We start from the raw sequence: 19,864 nt of genomic DNA, 5'->3' as shown, positions 1-19,864 counted from the left end.
CAGTCCGCACACCTCCAGGTAAAGACTGCATCAAATAGTTTGTGATACGGTTCACGAGAACCCCCGGATAGAGCCGAAGGACCGCAGTGCGACGGTCCATTGGCGTGAGGACTCCACTCAGCCCGGGACTACGCTCGTCCATGACGACACCCCTGCCCCCTGCGAAAGCGGAGTTGCCGCCATGCCGTCCAATGACGCCCGGATTCTGGCCCAGGCTGCCGTGCCCACGGCTGCCGTCGGTGCCGTTGCAGCCGTCGTCAGTGGCGTGGTTGCCGGTGGCAAGGGAGCGATCGGGGCTGTCGTCGCGACGCTCATCGTGATCCTCTTCATGGGGATCGGCCTCTATGTCTTGCAGCGCACCGCCAAATCGCTTCCGCACCTGTTCCAGGCGATGGGCCTGATGCTCTACGCGGCGCAGATCCTGCTGCTGTTCATCTTCATGGCGGCCTTCAAGAACACGACGCTGTTCCATCCGAGGGCTTTCGCCTTCACGCTGGTCGCAGGCACTCTGGCGTGGATCGTCGCGCAGACGCTTGCTCATATGAAGTCCAAGATTCTTTACGTCGAGCCCGAGTCGACGACGGGCGCGCAGCCCGACAAGTCGGGGCACTCGTCGTGAGGGGTAGGGCCGGGATAAAGAGGCGTGAGATCTCCTGCTATCGTCCGGTGCCAACTGCGGCATCGCGGGCGCGGGCATCTGAGCTGACGCCTGCTCTATCGCGAGGCAAGATGCCCCAAAGCCGCCCCCACATCCGTAACACCAGTCCCGTGCCGAACCGCGGCCCTGCGCCGCGCCGACACAACGAGGTTGCCGTACCTATGCGCCACGCTGAAGGAGCCCGCGGTGAGTGCTGACCCGACGCAGGTGCTCGCCTTCGACACCAACTGCCACCTCTTCGACGGGTGTGGCTTCGCCGACGTGTCCCCGGGCCTGCATTCGTTCCTGTTCCAGCCCTTGTTGGGCGACGGCGACAGCAACGTGTACTTCAACAAGACGATGCTGCTGGCGCTGCTCGGCTCGATCATCATCGTCGGCTTCTTCTGGGCCGCCTTCCGCAGGCCGCAGATCGTCCCCGGCAAGCTCCAGATGGTCGCCGAAACCGGATACGACTTCATCCGGCGCGGAGTCGTCTACGAGACCATCGGCAAGAAGGAAGGCGAGAAGTACGTACCGCTGGTCGTCTCGCTGTTCTTCTTCGTCTGGATGATGAACCTCTGGTCGATCATTCCGGTCGCCCAGTTCCCGGTCACCTCGATCATCTCCTACCCGCTGGTCCTGGCGCTGATCGTCTACGTCCTGTGGGTCTCGCTGACCTTCAAGCGGCACGGCTTCGTCGGCTTCTGGAAGAACGTCACCGGCTACGACAAGTCGCTGGGCGCGGTGCTGCCGCTGGCCATGCTGATCGAGCTCTTCTCGAACCTGCTGATCCGGCCGTTCACGCACGCCGTGCGACTGTTTGCGAACATGTTCGCCGGGCACACTCTGCTGCTTCTGTTCACCATTGCCAGCTGGTACATGCTGAACGGCATCGGGATCGCTTACGCGGGTGTCTCGTTCGTCATGGTCATCGTGATGACCGCCTTCGAGCTGTTCATCCAGGCGCTTCAGGCCTACGTGTTCGTTCTGCTGACCTGCACCTACATTCAGGGCGCTCTCGCCGAGCACCACTGATCAGGCGCCCTCCACCGACCCCCAATCGTCCGGTGGCCAACCCCCACCGGTCCGTAAAGAGAAGGAAGAACTGGCATGTCCCAGATGCTTGCTGCTGTCGACGGCTCCCTCGGCTCCATCGGTTACGGCCTCGCCGCGATCGGCCCGGGTGTCGGCGTCGGCATCATCTTCGGTAACGGCACCCAGGCTCTTGCCCGCCAGCCCGAGGCGGCCGGCCTGATTCGCGCCAACCAGATCCTCGGCTTCGCCTTCTGTGAGGCGCTCGCCCTGATCGGTCTGGTCATGCCGTTCGTCTACGGCTACTGATCACCGACACCAGTCCAGCCGACTAGACGAAAGGCACTCACATGAGCCAGCTGCTCATCGCGGCGAGTGAGGGAGAGAACCCCCTCATCCCGCCGATCCCTGAGCTTGTCATCGGCTTGCTCGCCTTCGTCATCGTCTTCGGCTTCCTCGCCAAGAAGCTCCTCCCGAACATCAACAAGGTTCTGGAAGAGCGGCGTGAGGCCATCGAGGGCGGTATCGAGAAGGCCGAAGCCGCTCAGACCGAGGCCCAGAGCGTCCTTGAGCAGTACAAGGCACAGCTCGCCGAGGCCCGGCACGAGGCCGCGCGTCTGCGCCAGGAGGCGCAGGAGCAGGGCGCCACGCTCATCGCCGAGATGCGGGCCGAGGGCCAGCGGCAGCGCGAGGAGATCGTCGCCGCCGGTCACGCCCAGATCGAGGCCGACCGCAAGGCCGCTTCCTCCGCGCTGCGCCAGGACGTCGGCAAGCTCGCCACCGACCTGGCCGGCAAGCTCGTCGGCGAGTCCCTCGAGGACCACGCCCGACAGAGCCGTGTCATCGACCGGTTCCTCGACGAGCTCGAGGAGAAGGCCGAGGCCGGACGATGAACGGAGCGAGCCGCGAGGCCCTGGCAGCCGCACGCGAGCGTCTCGACGCGCTGACGGACTCGACGTCCGTGAACGCGGGCTCGCTCGCCGACGAGCTGGCCGCCGTCACCGCGCTGCTCCACCGCGAGGTGTCGCTGCGTCGGGTCCTCACCGACCCGGCGCAGGCCGGAGAGGCCAAGGCCGAACTGGCCCGGCGTCTGCTCGGCACCCAGGTCAGCGGTCCGGCCGCCGACCTGGTGGCGGGCATGGTGCGCTCCCGCTGGTCGCAGTCGCGCGACCTGGTGGACGCGCTGGAGCAGCTGGCCGACACCGCCGACCTCACCGCCGCGCAGCAGGCCGGCAAGCTCGACGACGTCGAGGACGAGCTGTTCCGGTTCGGCCGGATCGTCTCCGGCAGCACCGAGCTGCGGGCCGCGCTGACCGACCGCAAGGCCACCACCTCGGCCAAGGGCGAGCTGCTGCGCAGCCTGCTCGGCGGCAGGGCGCAGCCGGCCACCGAGCGTCTGGTCACGCGCCTTGTGACCGCGCCGCGGGGACGTAGCCTGGAGTCGGGACTCGAGTCCCTGTCCAAGCTCGCCGCCGATCGCCGGGACCGCATGGTGGCCATCGTCACCTCGGCGGTACCGCTGAGCGACCCGCAGAAGCAGCGCCTGGGCGCCGCCCTCGCGAAGCTCTACGGCCGCACGATGCACCTCAACCTGGACGTGGACCCCGAGGTCCTCGGCGGAATGCGGGTGCAGGTCGGCGACGAGGTGATCAACGGCTCCCTCGCGGACCGCATCGAGGACGCCGGCCGCCGGCTCGCCGGCTGAGCAGCAACTCAATAGGCACAACGTACTTACGACGGCCCTGGTTGGGCCGTGCAGAAGAATCCTGGGGGTCGCCCCCAGACCCCCAAAGTGAAACTTCGGGCCCAACAAGGAGAGCAGGGAACCCAGATGGCGGAGCTCACGATCCGGCCGGAGGAGATCCGGGACGCGCTGGAGAACTTCGTCCAGGCGTACAAGCCGGACGCGGCCTCGCGCGAGGAGGTCGGTACGGTCACCTTCGCCGGCGACGGTATCGCGAAGGTCGAGGGGCTGCCCTCGGTCATGGCCAACGAGCTGCTGAAGTTCGAGGACGGCAGCCTCGGTCTCGCCCTCAACCTCGAGGAGCGCGAGATCGGCTGCGTCGTCCTCGGCGAGTTCAGCGGCATCGAGGAGGGTCAGCCGGTCTCCCGCACCGGTGAGGTTCTCTCCGTCGCGGTGGGCGAGGGTTACCTCGGCCGCGTGGTCGACCCCCTCGGCAACCCGATCGACGGTCTCGGCGAGATCGAGACCGAAGACCGTCGCGCCCTGGAGCTGCAGGCCCCGGGCGTCATGGTCCGCAAGTCGGTGCACGAGCCGATGGAGACGGGCTACAAGGCCGTCGACGCGATGACCCCGATCGGCCGTGGTCAGCGTCAGCTGATCATCGGTGACCGCCAGACCGGCAAGACCGCCCTGGCCGTCGACACGATCATCAACCAGCGCGACAACTGGCGCACGGGCGACCCGAACAAGCAGGTCCGCTGCATCTACGTCGCCATCGGCCAGAAGGGCTCCACCATCGCCGGTGTGCGCGGCGCTCTGGAGGAGGCCGGCGCGCTGGAGTACACGACCATCGTCGCCGCCCCGGCGTCCGACCCGGCCGGCTTCAAGTACCTGGCGCCGTACACCGGTTCGGCCATCGGCCAGCACTGGATGTACCAGGGCAAGCACGTCCTGATCATCTTCGACGACCTGTCGAAGCAGGCCGACGCCTACCGCGCGGTGTCGCTGCTGCTGCGCCGCCCGCCGGGCCGTGAGGCCTACCCGGGTGACGTCTTCTACCTGCACTCCCGCCTGCTGGAGCGCTGCGCGAAGCTCTCCGACGAGATGGGCGCCGGCTCGATGACCGGTCTGCCGATCGTCGAGACCAAGGCCAACGACGTCTCGGCGTTCATCCCGACCAACGTCATCTCCATCACCGACGGCCAGTGCTTCCTGGAGTCGGACCTGTTCAACGCCGGTCAGCGCCCCGCGCTGAACGTCGGTATCTCCGTCTCCCGAGTCGGTGGTTCCGCGCAGCACAAGGCGATGAAGCAGGTCTCCGGCCGTCTGCGCGTGGACCTCGCCCAGTTCCGTGAGCTGGAGGCGTTCGCCGCCTTCGGTTCCGACCTGGACGCCGCGTCCAAGGCGCAGCTGGAGCGTGGTCAGCGCATGGTCGAGCTGCTGAAGCAGCCGCAGTACCAGCCGATGGCCACCGAGGACCAGGTCGTCTCCGTCTGGGCCGGCACCACCGGCAAGATGGACGACGTCCCCGTCGCCGACATCCGCCGCTTCGAGAAGGAGCTGCTGGACTACCTGCACCGCAAGGAGCAGGGTCTGATGACCTCCATCCGCGAGGGCGGCAAGATGTCCGACGACACCCTTCAGGCCGTCGCCGAGGCCATCGTCGAGTTCAAGAAGCAGTTCGAGACCTCCGACGGCAAGCTGCTCGGCGAGGACGCCCCGGCTGCCGGCAAGTGACGACGGAAGGGACCTGACTCATGGGAGCCCAGCTCCGGGTCTACAAGCGTCGCATCCGATCCGTCACCGCGACCAAGAAGATCACCAAGGCGATGGAGATGATCGCCGCCTCGCGCGTCGTCAAGGCGCAGCGCAAGGTGGCGGCCTCCACCCCGTACGCGACCGAGCTCACCCGCGCGGTCACGGCGGTCGCCACCGGCTCTAACACCAAGCACCCGCTGACGACGGAGGCGGAGAACCCGACCCGTGCCGCGGTCCTGCTCCTCACGAGCGACCGTGGTCTGGCCGGCGCCTTCAACTCCAACGCCATCAAGGCCGCGGAGCGGCTCACGGCGAAGCTGGAGGCCGAGGGCAAGGAGGTCGTCAGTTACATCGTCGGCCGCCGCGGTGTCGCCCACTACAACTTCCGCGAGCGCAAGATCGCGGAGACGTTCACGGGCTTCACCGACGAGCCGTCGTACGCGGACGCCAAGAAGGTCGCGGCACCGCTGATCGAGGCCATCGAGACGGAGACGGCGGAGGGCGGCGTGGACGAGCTCCACATCGTCTACACCGAGTTCGTGTCGATGATGACGCAGACGGCGATCGAGGCGCGGCTGCTGCCGCTCAGCCTCGACGAGGTCGCGGCGGAGGCGGCGCCCAAGGGCGAGATCCTCCCGCTGTTCGACTTCGAGCCGTCGGCGGAGGACGTCCTCGACGCCCTGCTGCCGCGCTACGTCGAGAGCCGCATCTACAACGCGCTGCTCCAGTCGGCCGCCTCCAAGCACGCCGCCACGCGGCGCGCGATGAAGTCGGCCACCGACAACGCCGGAGAGCTCATCGAGACGCTCACCCGGCTTGCCAACCAGGCCCGCCAGGCCGAAATCACCCAGGAAATCAGCGAGATCGTCGGTGGCGCGAGTGCCCTGGCCGACGCGACCGCGGGGAGTGACCGATAAATGACCACCACTGTTGAGACGGCCACGGCGACGGGCCGCGTCGCGCGGGTCATCGGCCCGGTCGTCGACGTGGAGTTCCCCGTCGACGCGATGCCGGAGATCTACAACGCCCTGCACGTCGAGGTCGCGGACCCGGCGCTGGCGGGCGAGAAGAAGACGCTGACCCTGGAGGTCGCCCAGCACCTGGGTGACGGCCTGGTCCGCGCCATCTCCATGCAGCCCACCGACGGTCTGGTCCGCCAGGCCCCGGTGACCGACACCGGTGCGGGCATCACCGTCCCGGTCGGCGACTTCACCAAGGGCAAGGTGTTCAACACCCTCGGTGAGGTGCTGAACAGCGACGAGGTCCACGAGGGCGAGCGCTGGTCCATCCACCGCAAGGCCCCCGCGTTCGACCAGCTCGAGTCGAAGACCGAGATGTTCGAGACGGGCCTGAAGGTCGTCGACCTGCTCACCCCGTACGTCAAGGGCGGCAAGATCGGTCTGTTCGGTGGTGCCGGTGTCGGCAAGACCGTGCTGATCCAGGAAATGATCATGCGTGTCGCCAACCTCCACGAGGGCGTCTCCGTCTTCGCGGGTGTCGGCGAGCGCACCCGTGAGGGCAACGACCTCATCGCGGAGATGGAAGAGTCCGGCGTTCTGGACAAGACCGCCCTGGTCTTCGGCCAGATGGACGAGCCCCCGGGCACCCGTCTGCGCGTGGCCCTGGCCGGCCTGACGATGGCGGAGTACTTCCGCGACGTCCAGAAGCAGGACGTGCTGTTCTTCATCGACAACATCTTCCGCTTCACCCAGGCCGGTTCCGAGGTGTCGACCCTGCTCGGCCGTATGCCCTCCGCGGTGGGCTACCAGCCGAACCTGGCCGACGAGATGGGCACCCTCCAGGAGCGCATCACCTCGACCCGTGGCCACTCGATCACCTCGATGCAGGCGATCTACGTCCCCGCGGACGACCTGACCGACCCGGCCCCGGCCACCACCTTCGCCCACCTCGACGCCACGACGGTGCTGTCCCGTCCGATCTCCGAGAAGGGCATCTACCCGGCCGTGGACCCGCTGGACTCGACGTCCCGCATCCTCGACCCGCGGTACATCTCGGCGGACCACTACAACGCCGCGATGCGCGTGAAGAACATCCTGCAGAAGTACAAGGACCTGCAGGACATCATCGCGATCCTCGGTATCGACGAGCTCGGCGAGGAGGACAAGCTCGTCGTCCACCGTGCCCGTCGCGTGGAGCGCTTCCTGTCCCAGAACACCCACGCCGCCAAGCAGTTCACCGGCGTGGACGGTTCGGACGTGCCGCTGGACGAGTCGATCGCCGCGTTCAACGCGATCTGCGACGGCGAGTACGACCACTTCCCGGAGCAGGCGTTCTTCATGTGCGGTGGTCTCGAGGACCTGAAGAAGAACGCGAAGGAGCTCGGCGTCTCCTGAGCCTCGCGCTCGTCATGAGGGGGCGGGGTTCGTCCCGCCCCCTCATTCACGCCTACTAGACTTGTAACCAACACCCGGCACTCCCGCCGGGTGGTGACCCGAGGAGCCACCCTTGGCTGCTGAGCTGCACGTCGCGCTGGTCGCGGCCGACCGTGAGGTCTGGTCCGGCCAGGCCACCCTGGTCGTCGCGCGCACCACGTCCGGCGACATCGGCGTCATGCCCGGTCACCAGCCGCTGCTCGGTGTGCTGGAGTCGGGCCCGGTGACCATCCGTACGAGTGAGGGCGGGACGGTCGTCGCCGCCGTGCACGGCGGATTCATCTCGTTCGCGGACGACAAGCTCTCGCTGCTGGCGGAAGTCGCCGAGCTGTCGGACGAGATCGATGTCCAGCGCGCCGAGCAGGAGCTCGAGCGCGCGAAGGCGGAGGACGACGCGGAGGCCCAGCGCCGCGCGGACGTCCGTCTGCGGGCCGCGACGGCGGCGCGCTGACACAGTCCGCCGTGTGATGACGTCACTCAGCCGCGGCTGGGTACCGGAGAGATCCGGACCCAGCCGCGGCTGAGGCGGATGTGGGTGATTTTTACGTTCCGTTACCTAGGAGACGAGGAGGTCGGTGTCGATGGTCCTCGCTCTGACTGTGTGCGGAATCGTGGTGGCCCTCGTGGTGGTGGGCCTGTTCGTCTTCGGCCTGCGCCGCCGGCTGATCCAGCGCTCGGGCGGCACCTTCGACGCCAGCCTGCGCTGGGACACCCCGGAGGAGGGCGACCGGAGCGGCAAGGGCTGGGCGTACGGAGTGGCCCGCTACAACGGTGACCGCGTCGAGTGGTACCGCGTCTTCTCGTACTCGCCGCGTCCGCGTCGCGTCCTGGAGCGTTCCGCGATCGAGGTGGCCGGCCGCCGGGTGCCGGAGGGCGAGGAGGAGCTGGCGCTGCTCTCCGACCATGTGATCCTGGCCTGTCTGCACCGGGGCACGCGTCTCGAACTCGCGATGAGCGAAGACGCGCTGACCGGGTTCCTCGCGTGGCTCGAGGCAGCCCCGCCCGGACAGCGGGTGAACGTGGCGTAGCCACGTTCACCCGCTGGGTGACGCTCCCCCGGACGAAGTTCGGGGGAGCGTCAAGGTCGCCCATGGTCTACGACCCTTCGAACTTCTCTGTCATCCGGCCTACTTCAGACCGCGGTCGATGGCGGTCGCCAGCTCTCCGTTGGCGGTGTCGCCACTGAACTCCCAGAAGAACGCCCCGCCCAGGCCCTGGTTCTTGGCCCAGCTCATCTTGCCCGCGATGGTCGCCGGGGTGTCGTAGGACCACCAGTTGCTGCCGCAGTGGGCGTAGGCGGTGCCGGCGATGGTGCCGGTGGCCGGGCAGGAGTTCTTCAGGATCTTGTAGTCCTCGATGCCCGCCTCGTACGTGCCCGGAGCCGCGCCGGTCGCCGATCCGCCCGGGGCGGACTGGGTGACACCGGTCCAGCCGCGGCCGTAGAAGCCGATGCCGAGCAGCAGCTTCTTGGCCGGGACGCCCTTCGCCTTCAGCTTGGCGATCGCGTCGGCCGAGTTGAAGCCCGCCTGCGGGATCCCCGGGTACGACGTGAGCGGGGAGTGCGGGGCGGTCGGGCCGTCCTTGTCGAAGGCGCCGAAGTAGTCGTACGTCATCACGTTGTACCAGTCGAGGTACTGGGCCGCACCGCCGTAGTCGGCCGCGTCGATCTTGCCGCCGGAGGAGCCGTCGGCGGTGATGGCCGCGGTGACCAGGTAGTTCGGGCCGAACTCGGCACGCAGGGCCTGCGAGAGGGTCTTGAAGGCCGCCGGGCCCGAGGTGTCGCAGGTCAGGCCGCAGGCGTTCGGGTACTCCCAGTCGATGTCGATGCCGTCGAAGACGTCGGCCCAGCGCGGGTCCTCCACGACGGCCTTGCAGGACTTGGCGAACGCGGCCGCGTTCTGCGCGGCCTGGCCGAAGCCGCCGGAGTAGGTCCAGCCGCCGAAGGAGTACAGCACCTTGATGTGCGGGTACTTCGCCTTCAGCTGGCGCAGCTGGTTGAAGTTGCCGCGCAGCGGCTGGTCCCAGGTGTCGGCGGTGCCGCTGACGGACTGGTCGGCGGTGTAGGCCTTGTCGTAGGCGGCATAGGTGTCGTCGACGGTGCACTGGCCGTTCTTGACGTTGCCGAAGGCGTAGTTGATGTGGGTGATCTTCGACGCCGTGCCCGAGGTCACCAGGTTCTTGACGTGGTAGTTGCGGCCGTAGACGCCCCACTCGGTGAAGTAGCCGAGCTTGACCTTGTCGCCGGTGGGCGGGGGCTCGGTGGTGCCGCCGGTGGTGCGGACGCGGACGGAGCCGCTGACCGGGCCGGTCTGGTCCGCGGTGTCACGGGCCTGGACGGAGTAGGAGTAGTCGGTGCCGGAGGTGAGGCCGGTGTTGGTGTACGACGTGCCCGTCACGGTGGCGACCTTGGAGCCGTCGCGCAGGACGTCGTAGTTCTTGACGCCCTTGTCGTCGGTGGCGGCCGACCAGGACAGCTTCACCGAGGTGTCGGTGATGTCCGAGGCGGTGGGGGTGCCGGGGGCGCTCGGTGCGCTGTCGCCGGGTTCCGTGGTGCCGCCGTCGCAACCGCCGCCGTTGAGCTTGCAGTTCGCGGGGGAGCCGGTGCCGGAGCCGTTGAAACCGAAGGAGATCGAGGCGCCGGGGGCGAGGGTGCCGTTCCAGGACTTGTTCTTCGCGGTCCAGTGGGTGCCGGAGGAGGTGACGTCGGCGTCCCAGGCGGAGGTGACGGAGGTGCCGGAGGGGAAGTCCCACTCGACGGTCCAGGAGCTGAGGGTCGTGGTGCCGGTGTTCTTCACCGTCCACTTGCCCTCGAAGCCGGAGCCCCAGTCCTGGGTCTTGGCGTAGGAAGCGGTGGCGGACGTCGCGGCCTGGGCCGGGCTCGCCAGGCCGACGAGGCCGGCCAGCGGGAGCAACAGGGTCGCGAACCCTGCCGCGGCTCTGTGTCTGAAGCGCATGCTGCGCCTCCTTGATGGAGTTGTGGGGGGCGTGACTGAGCCTCACGCCACTCATGGTGCGGTGAGAATAGAAAGGTCTGGACCACCGGTCAATAGGTCTGGACCACCCCGGTGGAAGCCGGCTCAGATTCCCAACTCCTGAGCCAGCACCGCGGCTTGTACCCGGCTGCGCAGTCCCAGCTTCCCCAGCAGTCTGCTGACATGGGTTTTCACGGTCGCCTCGGCCATGTCGAGCCGCACCGCGATCTCCGCGTTGGACAGGCCCTCGCCGAGACGGGCCAGCACCTCGCGCTCCCGCCGGGTCAGCTGGTCGAGCACGGCCGCATCGGCCGCGGGCTCCCGCACGGGCTTCGCCGCGAACTCCGCGATCAGCCGCCGGGTCACCGCCGGGGCGATCAGCCCCTCCCCGCGCGCGACCGTCCGCACCGCCTCCAGCAGGCCCGCCGCCTCGGAGTTCTTCAGCAGGAAGCCGGACGCGCCCGCGCGCAGCGCGCCGAACACGTACTCGTCGAGGTCGAAGGTGGTCAGCACCAGCACGTCGGCGAGCCGCTCCGCGACCACCTGCCGGGTCGCCGACACCCCGTCCAGGCGCGGCATCTGAACGTCCATCAGTACCAGGTCCGGCCGCAGCTCCCGGGCCAGTGCCACCGCCTGCTCGCCGTCCGCCGCCTCGCCGACCACCTCGATGTCGGGCGCGCTGCGCAGGATGAGGACGAGCCCGGCGCGGACGGCGGACTGGTCCTCGGCGACGAGGACGCGGATCATGCGATGTCTCCTTCGACGGTGTCGTGGACGGGGAGGGTGGCGCGCACGGCCCAGATCTTTCCGTCGGGAGAGTCCTCCGGACCGGCCTCGAAGCTGCCGCCCAGCAGGGCGACGCGCTCCCGCATGCCCACCAGACCGGCTCCGGAGCCGGGAGCGCGCGGGGCGTCGCAGTCCCCGTAGGGGCTGGTCACGCTGACGACGAGGGAGCCGTCCCGCCGGGCGAGGGACACGGTGACCCGGCCCGGGGCGGCGTGCTTGAGCGCGTTGGTCAGCGACTCCTGCACGATGCGGTAGGCGGCGAGCTCGACGGGTGTGGGCACCTCACTCCGTTCGGCGTCGAGGGTGACGTCGAGGCCGTTGGTGCGGGCGCCCTCCACCAGCGCGCCGAGACCGTCGAGCGTGGGAGCGGCGGACGGTTCCACGTCGCCGCTGCTGTCGCGCAGGATGCCGATCAGCCGCCGCATCTCGGCGAGCCCCTCCACGCTGTTCTCGCGGATGACCACGAGCGCCTCCTGAGAGGTCTTCGGGTCGTCGAGGGACAGCGCGGCGGTGGAGTGGATGGCGATCGCGGACAGGTGGTTGGCGACCATGTCGTGCAACTCGCGGGCCATCCGGGCACGTTCGGCGGTGACCGCCTGGGTGCGGTCCACCTCGGCGAGCAGCGCGGTCTGTTCGGCGCGCAGCCGGGCCGCCTCGGCCGCGTCGCGGTGGTTGCGCACGATCAGGCCGGTCGCGGCGGGGCCGAAGGACACGAGGCCGGTGATCACGCCGATCAGCAGCGCCTCGGGCTCGCGCCAGATCGCGAACGGCACCACCGCCGCGGCCACCGAGAGCAGCCCGGTGATCCGCGGGATGCGGTGGGCCGACGCGGGCGGGCCGTACAGGACGGCCGCGTACATCAGATCGGTGTACATCAGGATCGTGACCAGGTTGCCCTGGGTGACGGTGTCCAGGACGATCGCGGGCGTGCCGATCAGCAGAGCGGCGCGGGGAGCGCTCCGGCGCAGCAGCTCGCAGCCCGCCATGACGACGAGCGGCAGCAGAAGCGGCCAGCGCCCGGGCAGGATGACGTACGCCTCGGTGTGCGGCCGGGTGGCCAGGCCGACGCCCCACAGCAGCAGCCCGCCGAGCAGGCCGCCCAGCGCGACGTAGACGTCGAAACGGCGGGGACGGGGGAGTCGTACGGCCATGTCACCATCCAACACGGCCGTCGTGCCCTGCGCGTGATCCCTGCGGAGGGTCCCCGGCTGCATCCTTCGATGTACTGCGGGTTCGTCAGTCGCGACGACGATTCCGGGCGCTCCGCACGGGAGCCTGAAGAGGTGACCGAGAGGAGCGAACCGTGATCGTCGCCTTGATCGCCGTCTGTGAGATCGGCTTCTGGGTGCTGCTGGCGGCCGGGCTGTCCGTCCGCTACCTGTTGCGCATGCCGCGCACGGGCCTCGCGCTGCTGCTGTGCGAGCCGCTGCTGGAGGTCGTCCTGCTGGTGGCCACCGCGCTGGACCTGAAGAACGGCGCGGATCCGAACTGGACGCACGGCCTGGCCGCGCTGTACATCGGCTACACCGTCGGGCACGGCCACCGCACCGTGAAGTGGCTCGACGGCCACGCGGCCCACCGGCTGGGCGGCGCCCCGAAACCGATCGGCCCGCCCCGCTACGGCATGGCCCGGGCGCGTCACGAGGGCACGGTGTGGCTGGGCACCCTCACGGCGGCCGTCGTCGCGACCGTGCTGCTCCAGCTCGCCATCTGGTACGTCGACGACCCGAGCCGCGTCACCTCGCTGGAGAGCTGGCGCTGGGTGGCCTGGCGTGCGGCCGGGATCCACGGACTGGTCGCGCTGAGCTATCTGATCCGGCCGCGGAAGGCGCCGGAGGGCGAACCCGGGGCGACGATCGAGAAGCAGAGGGTGGACCGCTGAAGGCGGGAACCCGGCTTCCCGAGCGTCGTGGCTGGTCGCGCAGTTCCCCGCGCCCCTCTCAGGGGCGCCTCAGCGCTCCCCGCCCGGCACCCACAGCACGTCTCCGGCCTCCTTGTTCGCGGTCCTGGCCAGGATGAACAGCAGGTCGGAGAGGCGGTTGAGGTAGGTCGCCGTCAGCGGGTTCATCACCTCGCCGTGCACCTCCAGCGCCGCCCACGTGGAGCGTTCCGCCCGGCGTACGACCGTGCAGGCCTGGTGGAGCAGGGCGGCGCCCGGGGTGCCGCCGGGGAGGATGAAGGAGCGGAGCTTGTCCAGCTGTTCGTTGAAGCGGTCGCAGTCCGCCTCCAGCTTGTCGATGTAGAACTGCTCGACCCGCAGGGGCGGGAACTCAGGGTTCTCCACCACCGGCGTCGACAGGTCCGCCCCCACGTCGAAGAGGTCGTTCTGGACGCGGGTGAGGACCTTGACGAGCTCCTCGTCCAGACCGCCCAGCGCGATCGCCGTGCCGATCACCGCGTTCGCCTCGTTGGCGTCGGCGTACGCGGAGATCCGCAGATCGGTCTTGGCGACCCGGCTCATGTCGCCGAGGGCGGTGGTGCCCTGGTCACCGGTCCTGGTGTAGATGCGCGTCAGATTGACCATGTGGCCAATCTAGTGCCGCAGCAGGCAACGTTCGCCCCGTCGCGACGCCCGGCACGCACTCTCGCCGCACCGGGCGCAAGCCCAAGTACACCCAGTACGAGGGCTTGCACCCGGCACGCCGAGAGCACGCACCGGACGCCGCTCCTTGACGGGCAAACGTTGCCTGCCGCGGCACTAGACGTTCGCGTCATGGGCTCACCTCCTCGTCCTTCGGTCTCGGAGGCAAGCACGGGTACGTCGGCTTTCCGGTGGAGACCGGCACCGCCGGACCCGCGGTCCCGTCGGAGCGCGGTCGAGTCGGTATCGAGTCATCATGCGAAGGGGTCGCAGGGTGCGGAGACCTCGGCGCCGGCCGGTCCGTGAAGCGCCAACCAGCGCAAACCGCAAGGAATTAGCGTTCCGGCCGCTGAGGTCGCGATCCCCTCGGCTTCGGCCGCCGGGAGGATCGCCGAGTCCGTCCTGCGGGACGTGACACGGGTCTCACTCCATGAGACGTGAAACGCGTTACTAAGTCAGCCGCATGCCACCTCACGAGCGCTAGTGTCCGCCCGAGAGGCAGACAAAGCAGCGCGTCAGGGGAGTCGCACAGTGGCACGGAAGCTCGCCGTCATCGGAGCCGGCCTCATGGGATCCGGCATCGCCCAGGTGTCCGCGCAGGCGGGCTGGGAGGTGGTCCTGCGCGACGTCACCGACCAGGCGCTGAGGCGGGGCACCGACGGTATCAAGGCGTCGTACGACAAGTTCGTCGCCAAGGGCAAGCTGGAGGCGCACGACGCCGACGCCGCCCTGGCCCGCATCACCGCGACCACCGACCTGGACGCCGCGGCCGACGCGGACGTGGTCGTCGAGGCCGTGTTCGAGAAGCTGGAAGTCAAGCACGAGATCTTCCGTGCGCTCGACAAGATCGTGAAGGACGAGGCCATCCTGGCCTCCAACACCTCCGCCATCCCGATCACCAAGATCGCGGCGGCGACGGAGCGTCCGGAGCGGGTCGTCGGCACGCACTTCTTCTCGCCGGTGCCGATGATGCAGCTGTGCGAACTGGTCCGCGGTTACAAGACCAGCGACGAAACCCTCGCCACGGCCCGGGAGTTCGCCGAGTCGGTCGGCAAGACCTGCATCGTCGTCAACCGCGACGTCGCCGGCTTCGTGACGACCCGTCTCATCTGCGCCCTCGTCGTCGAGGCCGCGAAGCTGCAGGAGTCGGGCGTGGCCAGCGCCGAGGACATCGACCTGGCCTGCAAGCTGGGCTTCGGGCACGCGATGGGTCCGCTGGCGACGGCGGACCTGACCGGCGTCGACATCCTGCTGCACGCCACGAACAACATCTACACCGAGTCCCAGGACGAGAAGTTCGCGGCCCCCGAGGCGATGCGCCGGATGGTTGACGCCGGTGACATCGGACGCAAGAGCGGGCAGGGCTTCTACAAGCACTGAAACCGCACATGCCCCGGCAGCATCACACGCCAGGGTGAATTCGGTATCGGTTCGCTTACAGGAAGCAACCTCTGACTCCTCCACACAGTCAGAGGTTGCATCACCCAGATCAGAACGCGGAGCACGATTCGCACGCACGGGGAGCGCATATGCACATCAGGGGCGACCACGCCGAGCTGGTCGTCGGGGGCCGCCTCGACGTCCGGAGCGCGGCGGACGCCCGTACGGTCCTGCACTCGGCCGTCGACGACGGAGTCGGCGACCTGGTGCTGGACCTGTCCGAACTGGACTCCTGGGACGCCACCGGACTGGGCGTGATCATGGGGGCCCACCGGCGGGCCGGCCGCTGCGGCCGGCGTCTGGTGCTGCGCGGTGTACCGCCGCAGATGCAGCGCCTGCTGGTGGCCACCCGCCTGCACCGGATCCTGGCGATCGAGGGAGGCATCGGGGCGGAGTCACTTCCCCGGGTGTGACGTCTCCTACGGGTGTGAGCCGGGCGACCGGGGAGACCCGGACGCATGTCGTCACATCGCGCGACGCGCACAATGCTCACGAGACCGTGACGTTACGGACGGCGCGGTACCCCGGACTGTCGTAGATACTGGGCGAAGGTTTAGGGTTCGGCTGCCCGCTGCCTTGACACCCTTCGAGCGGGACCGGACCAGAAGCGACAGCGCGGTGTGCAGCAAGGCCGGGAGGGGCTTTTCCAAGCACGCACACGCTTTTGGGGGGCTTTGACCTATGGATCCTGACAACCGGGGACCCGAGGAGTACGGCCACGACGGTGACGGCCCGGTGCCGCGCCAGCGCCCTCCCAGGGAATCCCTCACACCCGACTTCGCGCAGCACGCGCCGGCGCTCGCCCGCACCGTGCAGCTCGTCTCCGGCGACTTCCTGCTGACCGTCAACCCCGTGGACGGCAGCGAGATCGAGGTCTGCCCGCCCGCCGAACGGCCCGCGCGGCCCGTGAAGCTGACCGCGGCCGAGCGCGCCGAGGCCGACCGCGCGGCCCGCCCGCCCGTACCGCCCGGCCCCGCGCGTACCGCCCTGCCGTTGCTGGCCCGCCAGGACGAACGCGAGCGCCTGGTGCGCCTGCTCGCCCGCGGCCGCTCCACCCGACTCACCGGCCCGGCCGGCTCCGGCCGCACCCGCCTGCTCGACCTCGTCGCCGAGGACTGCTCCGACCTCGCCCCCGACGGCGTCGTCCGCCTGAACGGCTTCGGCCGCACCTCCGACGACCTGCTGTACGACCTGTTCCACGCGGTGTACAACGCCCCGCTGCACCGCCCGGACCGGGACGACGTGCTCACCCACGTCCGGGACATCGGCGCGGTCGTCGTCGTCGACGACCTGGAGTTCGGCGGTGCGGCGCTCGACGAACTGCTCGAGGCGACCCCCGAGTGCGCCTTCCTGCTCGGCGCCACCCCGGACGTGCCCGCTCCCTCAGCGGGTGCCGACGTCGAGGAGGTCCTCCTCGGCGGGCTGGAGCGCGCGGCCGGGCTCGACCTGCTGGAGCACGCGGTGGGCCGGTCCCTCACCGAGGAAGAGTCCAACTGGGCGGGCGACCTCTGGTTCGAGTCCGAGGGCCTGCCGCTGCGCTTCGTCCAGGCCGGCGCCCTGCTGCGGCAACGTGACCGGCTGCGCGCCGGCACCGGCGCCGTCGACGAGTTCGGTGTCTTCGAGGACGCGCCCCCGGCCGACACCGCCGAGACCTACGACCTCGGCGACGACGTGCCGCTGCCCGCGCTCGGCGAGGCCGCCGCGCCCGCGCCGCTGCTCGCCTCCCGGCTGAGCGCCTCCGCCCGCGCCACGCTGCGGTTCGCCGTCGCCCTCGGCGGCGAGGTCCCGCACCAGGCGCATCTGCCCGCCCTGGTCGGTGACACCCACGCGGACGCCGCGCTCGGCGAACTGGCCTCCTGCGGCCTGGTCTCCCCGGTCGGCTCCCGCTACCGCCTCGCGGCGGGCGTGCCCGCCCAGCTGGAGGCCGCCGGATACGCCGACGAGGCCGAGGCCGGCGCCCGCAGCGCCGCCCAGCACTACTCCTGGTGGGCCGGGCACCCCTCGGTCACCCCGGAACGCGTGTGCGCCGAGGCCGACGCGATCCTCGCCGCCCTGGCCGTTCTCGCACCGGCCACCCGGCCACCCGCCGAGGGCGAGGAGAGCGCGGCCGTGCACCTGGCCCGCACCGCCGCCCCCGCGTTCGCCGCCGGACTGCACTGGAGCGCCTGGGAGCGGGTCCTGCGGGCCGGTGCCGAGGCCGCCCGGCTCGCCGGGGACGTCGCCGAGGAGGCCTATTTCCACCACGAGCTCGGCGTCCTCGCCCTGTGCGGGGGGCAGCTCGACCGGGCCCGCGCCGAACTGGAGGCCTCCATCGGCCTGCGCGGCGCCCTCGCCGACAAGCGCGGCACCGTCGCCGGTCGCCGCGCCCTCGCCCTGGTCGCCGACCGCTCGGGCACACCGCTCGGGCTCGGCCCGACCGCGGGGGAGGAGGTGCCCGACGCCCGCGGCGAGGAGTCGGCGTCCCCGCCCGGCGGTGTCCCGGCGGCCTTCCCCACGCTCCAGCCGCCGGCCTCGCCGGCCCTGATCACCCACCGCAGCTCGCCCGCGCCCTCGCGGGCGGCCCACGGCGGCCTCAAGGGCCTGGCCCGGCGCAACCTCGTGTCCGCCGGTGCCGGAGCCCTGCTCGTCGCCGTCCTGGGCACGGTGGTGACGCTCGGCGCCACCTCCGGAAACGAGCAGAACCCGCCGTCGGATCAGGTGGGCGTCAACCCGTCCGCCAGCCAGGACGTCGGTGACGGCAACCTGGGTGCCGATCCGGCGGCCAACGACGACGTCGGTGGCGACACCGGTGCGGTGACCAGCCGCCCGACGGACCCCGGCCCGGACGGCACACCCGGCACGTCGGACGACCCGACGCCGACGGACACCCCGAGTGGTTCGCGGGACCCGAGCGGCTCCGCGTCACCGTCGAAGTCGCCGTCGTCCTCGAAGCCGCCGTCCACATCGAAGCCGCCCGCGACGTCCAAGCCTCCCGCGACGTCGAAGCCGCCGACGTCCACGCCTCCGACGTCCGAGCCGCCGACCTCGCAGCCGCCCACATCCGAGCCGCCCACCTCGGAGCCGCCGACGACCAGTCCGTCCACCTCCGACTCGGCCAGCGGCCCGGCGCCGAGCGCTCCCACGAGCACCACGGCGAGCGCGTCGCAGAGTGCCACCGGGACGCCGAGCGGCTCGGAGACGGTGATCTGACACCCGTACGGACAGCAGGGCCGGGTCCGTTGCGCGGACCCGGCCCTGCTCGTCGTCGTACGGCTGTCAGAACAGCCGCAGCTTGTCGTCCTCGATGCCCCGCAGCGCGTTGTAGTCGAGGACCTGGCAGCCGATGCCGCGGTCCGTCGCGAGAACGCGCGCCTGGGGCTTGATCTCCTGGGCCGCGAAGACGCCGCGCACCGGGGCGAGATGGGGGTCGCGGTTCAGCAGCTCCAGATAGCGGGTGAGCTGCTCCACGCCGTCGATCTCGCCGCGCCGCTTGATCTCCACCGCGACGGTCTTGCCGTCGGCGTCCCGGCACAGGATGTCGACCGGCCCGATGGCCGTCGGATACTCGCGGCGGATCAGCGTGTAACCCTCGCCGAGTGTCTCGATGCGGTCGGCGAGCAGCTCCTGGAGGTGTGCTTCCACGCCGTCCTTGATCAGGCCGGGATCGACGCCCAGTTCGTGCGAGGAGTCGTGAAGGACTTCCTCCATCGTGATGATGAGCTTCTCACCCGCCTTGTTGACGACGGTCCAGACGCCTTCTTCCTCGCCGGTGCCCTCCTTCAGGGTGCACGGCGGCGACATCCAGTTCAGGGGCTTGTAGGCCCGGTCGTCGGCATGGATCGAGACGCTGCCGTCCGCCTTCACCAGGATCAGGCGCGGGGCCGAGGGAAGGTGGGCGGTGAGCCGCCCGGCGTAGTCCACGGAGCAGCGGGCAATGACGAGACGCATGGTCGGCAACGCTACTCGACGGGCACCTGTCCACGCGATTCGCCCTGGAAAACACATGTTCAGTAATGGCCGATTGTGTGCATGGTGTGCTCACCGGGAGTGTCTCATCTGCGCATTTTCCTGGTGCCGTCACCGTCCGTTGCTTACCGTAGGAACGGGAGGTCGCGGTGCGTGTACGCAGCGTGTCCGGTATCGCGAACTCCCCTATCTGTCAGGCAACCCCTGCTCGTTGGGGGTGCGAGAGGAGAACCCATGTCGCTCGACGTCTCACCGGCCCTACTCGAACAGGCCGAGCGAGGCGAGGTCGACGAAGTGGAATTCGTCGACTGCGTCCGGACCTCCCTGCCCTATGCGTGGGAGATGATCAGCTCCCTGGTGGCCCAGCTGAAGGTGGACGGCGGTGCGTTCGCCGACAACCAGACGCCTCCGCCGGACGAGCAGGCACGCGGCCAGCTGCTGCGTGCGCTTGCGAGTGACGCGATACGCGGCGCGCTGCAGCGGCACTTCGGTGTGCGTCTGGCCTTCCAGAACTGCCACCGGGTAGCCGTGTTCCCGCTTGACTCCTCGGTCGACGAGAAGCTGGGTCGTTTCACCTCGGTCCGCAGTCAGGTGCTGAACCAGTCGCCTGAGTTCCGGGACTGCTGACGCACCGCT

At 69.6% G+C, this 19,864-nt stretch carries 20 protein-coding genes; 15 read left to right on the top strand and 5 right to left on the bottom strand.

Annotated features, from left to right (window positions below; all coding sequences use genetic code 11):
- The first annotated feature begins 181 nt into the window (after nucleotides 1-181).
- From ABTX62_RS07385 to ABTX62_RS07340, 10 genes are all read left to right on the top strand, one after another.
- A complete protein-coding gene (locus tag ABTX62_RS07385; RefSeq protein ID WP_352115277.1) occupies nucleotides 182-619 on the top strand; it encodes a Cg1360 family ATP-synthase-associated protein in 438 nt (145 codons plus the stop codon).
- 225 nt (nucleotides 620-844) lie between these two features.
- A complete protein-coding gene (gene atpB, locus ABTX62_RS07380) occupies nucleotides 845-1,672 on the top strand; it encodes a F0F1 ATP synthase subunit A (RefSeq protein WP_352115276.1) in 828 nt (275 codons plus the stop codon).
- A gap of 75 nt (nucleotides 1,673-1,747) precedes the next feature.
- Complete coding sequence (atpE, locus tag ABTX62_RS07375; protein ID WP_352115275.1) at nucleotides 1,748-1,978, top strand: ATP synthase F0 subunit C; 231 nt, start codon at nucleotides 1,748-1,750, stop codon at nucleotides 1,976-1,978.
- A gap of 41 nt (nucleotides 1,979-2,019) precedes the next feature.
- Nucleotides 2,020-2,562, top strand: coding sequence for a F0F1 ATP synthase subunit B (locus ABTX62_RS07370; RefSeq protein ID WP_352115274.1), 543 nt, complete (start codon nucleotides 2,020-2,022; stop codon nucleotides 2,560-2,562).
- Nucleotides 2,559-3,374 (top strand): F0F1 ATP synthase subunit delta, encoded by an 816-nt coding sequence (locus ABTX62_RS07365; protein WP_352115273.1) that lies wholly within the window; start codon nucleotides 2,559-2,561, stop codon nucleotides 3,372-3,374. The genes ABTX62_RS07370 and ABTX62_RS07365 overlap by 4 nt, the downstream gene beginning before the upstream one ends.
- A 126-nt stretch (nucleotides 3,375-3,500) precedes the next feature.
- Nucleotides 3,501-5,090, top strand: coding sequence for a F0F1 ATP synthase subunit alpha (atpA, locus tag ABTX62_RS07360; protein ID WP_352115272.1), 1,590 nt, complete (start codon nucleotides 3,501-3,503; stop codon nucleotides 5,088-5,090).
- Nucleotides 5,091-5,110: 20 nt separating this feature from the next.
- Nucleotides 5,111-6,028, top strand: coding sequence for a F0F1 ATP synthase subunit gamma (locus ABTX62_RS07355; protein ID WP_352115271.1), 918 nt, complete (start codon nucleotides 5,111-5,113; stop codon nucleotides 6,026-6,028).
- Entirely contained in the window at nucleotides 6,029-7,465 is a 1,437-nt protein-coding gene (gene atpD, locus ABTX62_RS07350; RefSeq protein ID WP_352115270.1) for a F0F1 ATP synthase subunit beta, read from the top strand. It abuts the gene before it with no gap.
- A gap of 112 nt (nucleotides 7,466-7,577) precedes the next feature.
- The gene (locus ABTX62_RS07345) at nucleotides 7,578-7,955 is read left to right on the top strand and encodes a F0F1 ATP synthase subunit epsilon (protein ID WP_033312984.1); all 378 of its coding nucleotides are present in this window, start codon (nucleotides 7,578-7,580) and stop codon (nucleotides 7,953-7,955) included.
- Nucleotides 7,956-8,085: 130 nt separating this feature from the next.
- Nucleotides 8,086-8,532: a DUF2550 domain-containing protein gene (locus tag ABTX62_RS07340; RefSeq protein ID WP_031140706.1), complete on the top strand. Its 447-nt coding sequence runs from the start codon at nucleotides 8,086-8,088 to the stop codon at nucleotides 8,530-8,532.
- Nucleotides 8,533-8,631: 99 nt separating this feature from the next.
- Here the strand turns inward: ABTX62_RS07340 and ABTX62_RS07335 are convergent, their stop codons facing one another.
- The 3 genes from ABTX62_RS07335 to ABTX62_RS07325 all read right to left on the bottom strand — a co-directional run bounded on the left by ABTX62_RS07335 (nucleotide 8,632) and on the right by ABTX62_RS07325 (nucleotide 12,413).
- Nucleotides 8,632-10,458: a glycosyl hydrolase family 18 protein gene (locus ABTX62_RS07335; protein WP_352115269.1), complete on the bottom strand. Its 1,827-nt coding sequence runs from the start codon at nucleotides 10,456-10,458 to the stop codon at nucleotides 8,632-8,634.
- A 123-nt stretch (nucleotides 10,459-10,581) separates the two neighbouring features.
- Nucleotides 10,582-11,223 carry a response regulator gene (locus tag ABTX62_RS07330; protein WP_352115268.1) on the bottom strand — a complete coding sequence of 214 codons (642 nt, stop codon included), beginning with the start codon at nucleotides 11,221-11,223 and terminating at the stop codon, nucleotides 10,582-10,584.
- Entirely contained in the window at nucleotides 11,220-12,413 is a 1,194-nt protein-coding gene (locus ABTX62_RS07325) for a sensor histidine kinase (RefSeq protein ID WP_352115267.1), read from the bottom strand. The genes ABTX62_RS07330 and ABTX62_RS07325 overlap by 4 nt, the downstream gene beginning before the upstream one ends.
- A gap of 152 nt (nucleotides 12,414-12,565) precedes the next feature.
- On the opposite strand from ABTX62_RS07325, the gene ABTX62_RS07320 reads away from it, so the two are divergent.
- Nucleotides 12,566-13,144, top strand: a complete 579-nt coding sequence (locus ABTX62_RS07320) for a hypothetical protein (RefSeq protein ID WP_352115266.1) — start codon at nucleotides 12,566-12,568, stop codon at nucleotides 13,142-13,144.
- 69 nt (nucleotides 13,145-13,213) lie between these two features.
- On the opposite strand, the gene ABTX62_RS07315 is transcribed toward ABTX62_RS07320, so the two are convergent.
- A complete protein-coding gene (locus ABTX62_RS07315) occupies nucleotides 13,214-13,786 on the bottom strand; it encodes a cob(I)yrinic acid a,c-diamide adenosyltransferase (protein WP_062929101.1) in 573 nt (190 codons plus the stop codon).
- Nucleotides 13,787-14,374: 588 nt separating this feature from the next.
- On the opposite strand from ABTX62_RS07315, the gene ABTX62_RS07310 reads away from it, so the two are divergent.
- From ABTX62_RS07310 to ABTX62_RS07300, 3 genes are all read left to right on the top strand, one after another.
- Nucleotides 14,375-15,223, top strand: a complete 849-nt coding sequence (locus tag ABTX62_RS07310; protein ID WP_352115265.1) for a 3-hydroxyacyl-CoA dehydrogenase family protein — start codon at nucleotides 14,375-14,377, stop codon at nucleotides 15,221-15,223.
- Nucleotides 15,224-15,372: 149 nt separating this feature from the next.
- Entirely contained in the window at nucleotides 15,373-15,696 is a 324-nt protein-coding gene (locus tag ABTX62_RS07305; protein ID WP_352115264.1) for an STAS domain-containing protein, read from the top strand.
- Between the two features lie 268 nt (nucleotides 15,697-15,964).
- Complete coding sequence (locus ABTX62_RS07300; RefSeq protein ID WP_352115263.1) at nucleotides 15,965-18,472, top strand: ATP-binding protein; 2,508 nt, start codon at nucleotides 15,965-15,967, stop codon at nucleotides 18,470-18,472.
- A 66-nt stretch (nucleotides 18,473-18,538) separates the two neighbouring features.
- Here ABTX62_RS07300 and nucS read toward each other — a convergent pair whose 3' ends face one another.
- Entirely contained in the window at nucleotides 18,539-19,210 is a 672-nt protein-coding gene (gene nucS / locus ABTX62_RS07295) for an endonuclease NucS (protein ID WP_031140730.1), read from the bottom strand.
- Nucleotides 19,211-19,462: 252 nt separating this feature from the next.
- Here nucS and ABTX62_RS07290 point away from each other — a divergent pair, with 252 nt between their 5' ends.
- On the top strand, nucleotides 19,463-19,855 hold the full coding sequence (locus ABTX62_RS07290) for an SCO5389 family protein (protein WP_352115262.1): 393 nt from the start codon (nucleotides 19,463-19,465) through the stop codon (nucleotides 19,853-19,855).
- Nucleotides 19,856-19,864: the final 9 nt, after the last annotated feature.

This window comes from Streptomyces sp. NPDC096046, from assembly GCF_040303285.1.
Taxonomy (GTDB): domain Bacteria; phylum Actinomycetota; class Actinomycetes; order Streptomycetales; family Streptomycetaceae; genus Streptomyces.
Note: the sequence above shows the minus strand (reverse complement) of the source record. Positions and strands in the feature narration are given on the sequence as shown.

Excerpts from the sequence above, each read along its gene's own strand:
- ABTX62_RS07315 (WP_062929101.1), bottom strand. The coding sequence starts at position 13,786 with ATGGTCAATCTGACGCGCATCTACACCAGGACCGGTGACCAGGGCACC.
- ABTX62_RS07305 (WP_352115264.1), top strand. The coding sequence starts at position 15,373 with ATGCACATCAGGGGCGACCACGCCGAGCTGGTCGTCGGGGGCCGCCTC.
- ABTX62_RS07340 (WP_031140706.1), top strand. The coding sequence starts at position 8,086 with ATGGTCCTCGCTCTGACTGTGTGCGGAATCGTGGTGGCCCTCGTGGTG.
- atpE (WP_352115275.1), top strand. The coding sequence starts at position 1,748 with ATGTCCCAGATGCTTGCTGCTGTCGACGGCTCCCTCGGCTCCATCGGT.
- ABTX62_RS07370 (WP_352115274.1), top strand. The coding sequence starts at position 2,020 with ATGAGCCAGCTGCTCATCGCGGCGAGTGAGGGAGAGAACCCCCTCATC.
- atpD (WP_352115270.1), top strand. The coding sequence starts at position 6,029 with ATGACCACCACTGTTGAGACGGCCACGGCGACGGGCCGCGTCGCGCGG.
- ABTX62_RS07355 (WP_352115271.1), top strand. The coding sequence starts at position 5,111 with ATGGGAGCCCAGCTCCGGGTCTACAAGCGTCGCATCCGATCCGTCACC.
- ABTX62_RS07335 (WP_352115269.1), bottom strand. The coding sequence starts at position 10,458 with ATGCGCTTCAGACACAGAGCCGCGGCAGGGTTCGCGACCCTGTTGCTC.
- nucS (WP_031140730.1), bottom strand. The coding sequence starts at position 19,210 with ATGCGTCTCGTCATTGCCCGCTGCTCCGTGGACTACGCCGGGCGGCTC.
- ABTX62_RS07290 (WP_352115262.1), top strand. The coding sequence starts at position 19,463 with ATGTCGCTCGACGTCTCACCGGCCCTACTCGAACAGGCCGAGCGAGGC.
- ABTX62_RS07365 (WP_352115273.1), top strand. The coding sequence starts at position 2,559 with ATGAACGGAGCGAGCCGCGAGGCCCTGGCAGCCGCACGCGAGCGTCTC.
- ABTX62_RS07325 (WP_352115267.1), bottom strand. The coding sequence starts at position 12,413 with ATGGCCGTACGACTCCCCCGTCCCCGCCGTTTCGACGTCTACGTCGCG.
- ABTX62_RS07300 (WP_352115263.1), top strand. The coding sequence starts at position 15,965 with ATGGATCCTGACAACCGGGGACCCGAGGAGTACGGCCACGACGGTGAC.
- ABTX62_RS07385 (WP_352115277.1), top strand. The coding sequence starts at position 182 with ATGCCGTCCAATGACGCCCGGATTCTGGCCCAGGCTGCCGTGCCCACG.
- ABTX62_RS07330 (WP_352115268.1), bottom strand. The coding sequence starts at position 11,223 with ATGATCCGCGTCCTCGTCGCCGAGGACCAGTCCGCCGTCCGCGCCGGG.
- atpA (WP_352115272.1), top strand. The coding sequence starts at position 3,501 with ATGGCGGAGCTCACGATCCGGCCGGAGGAGATCCGGGACGCGCTGGAG.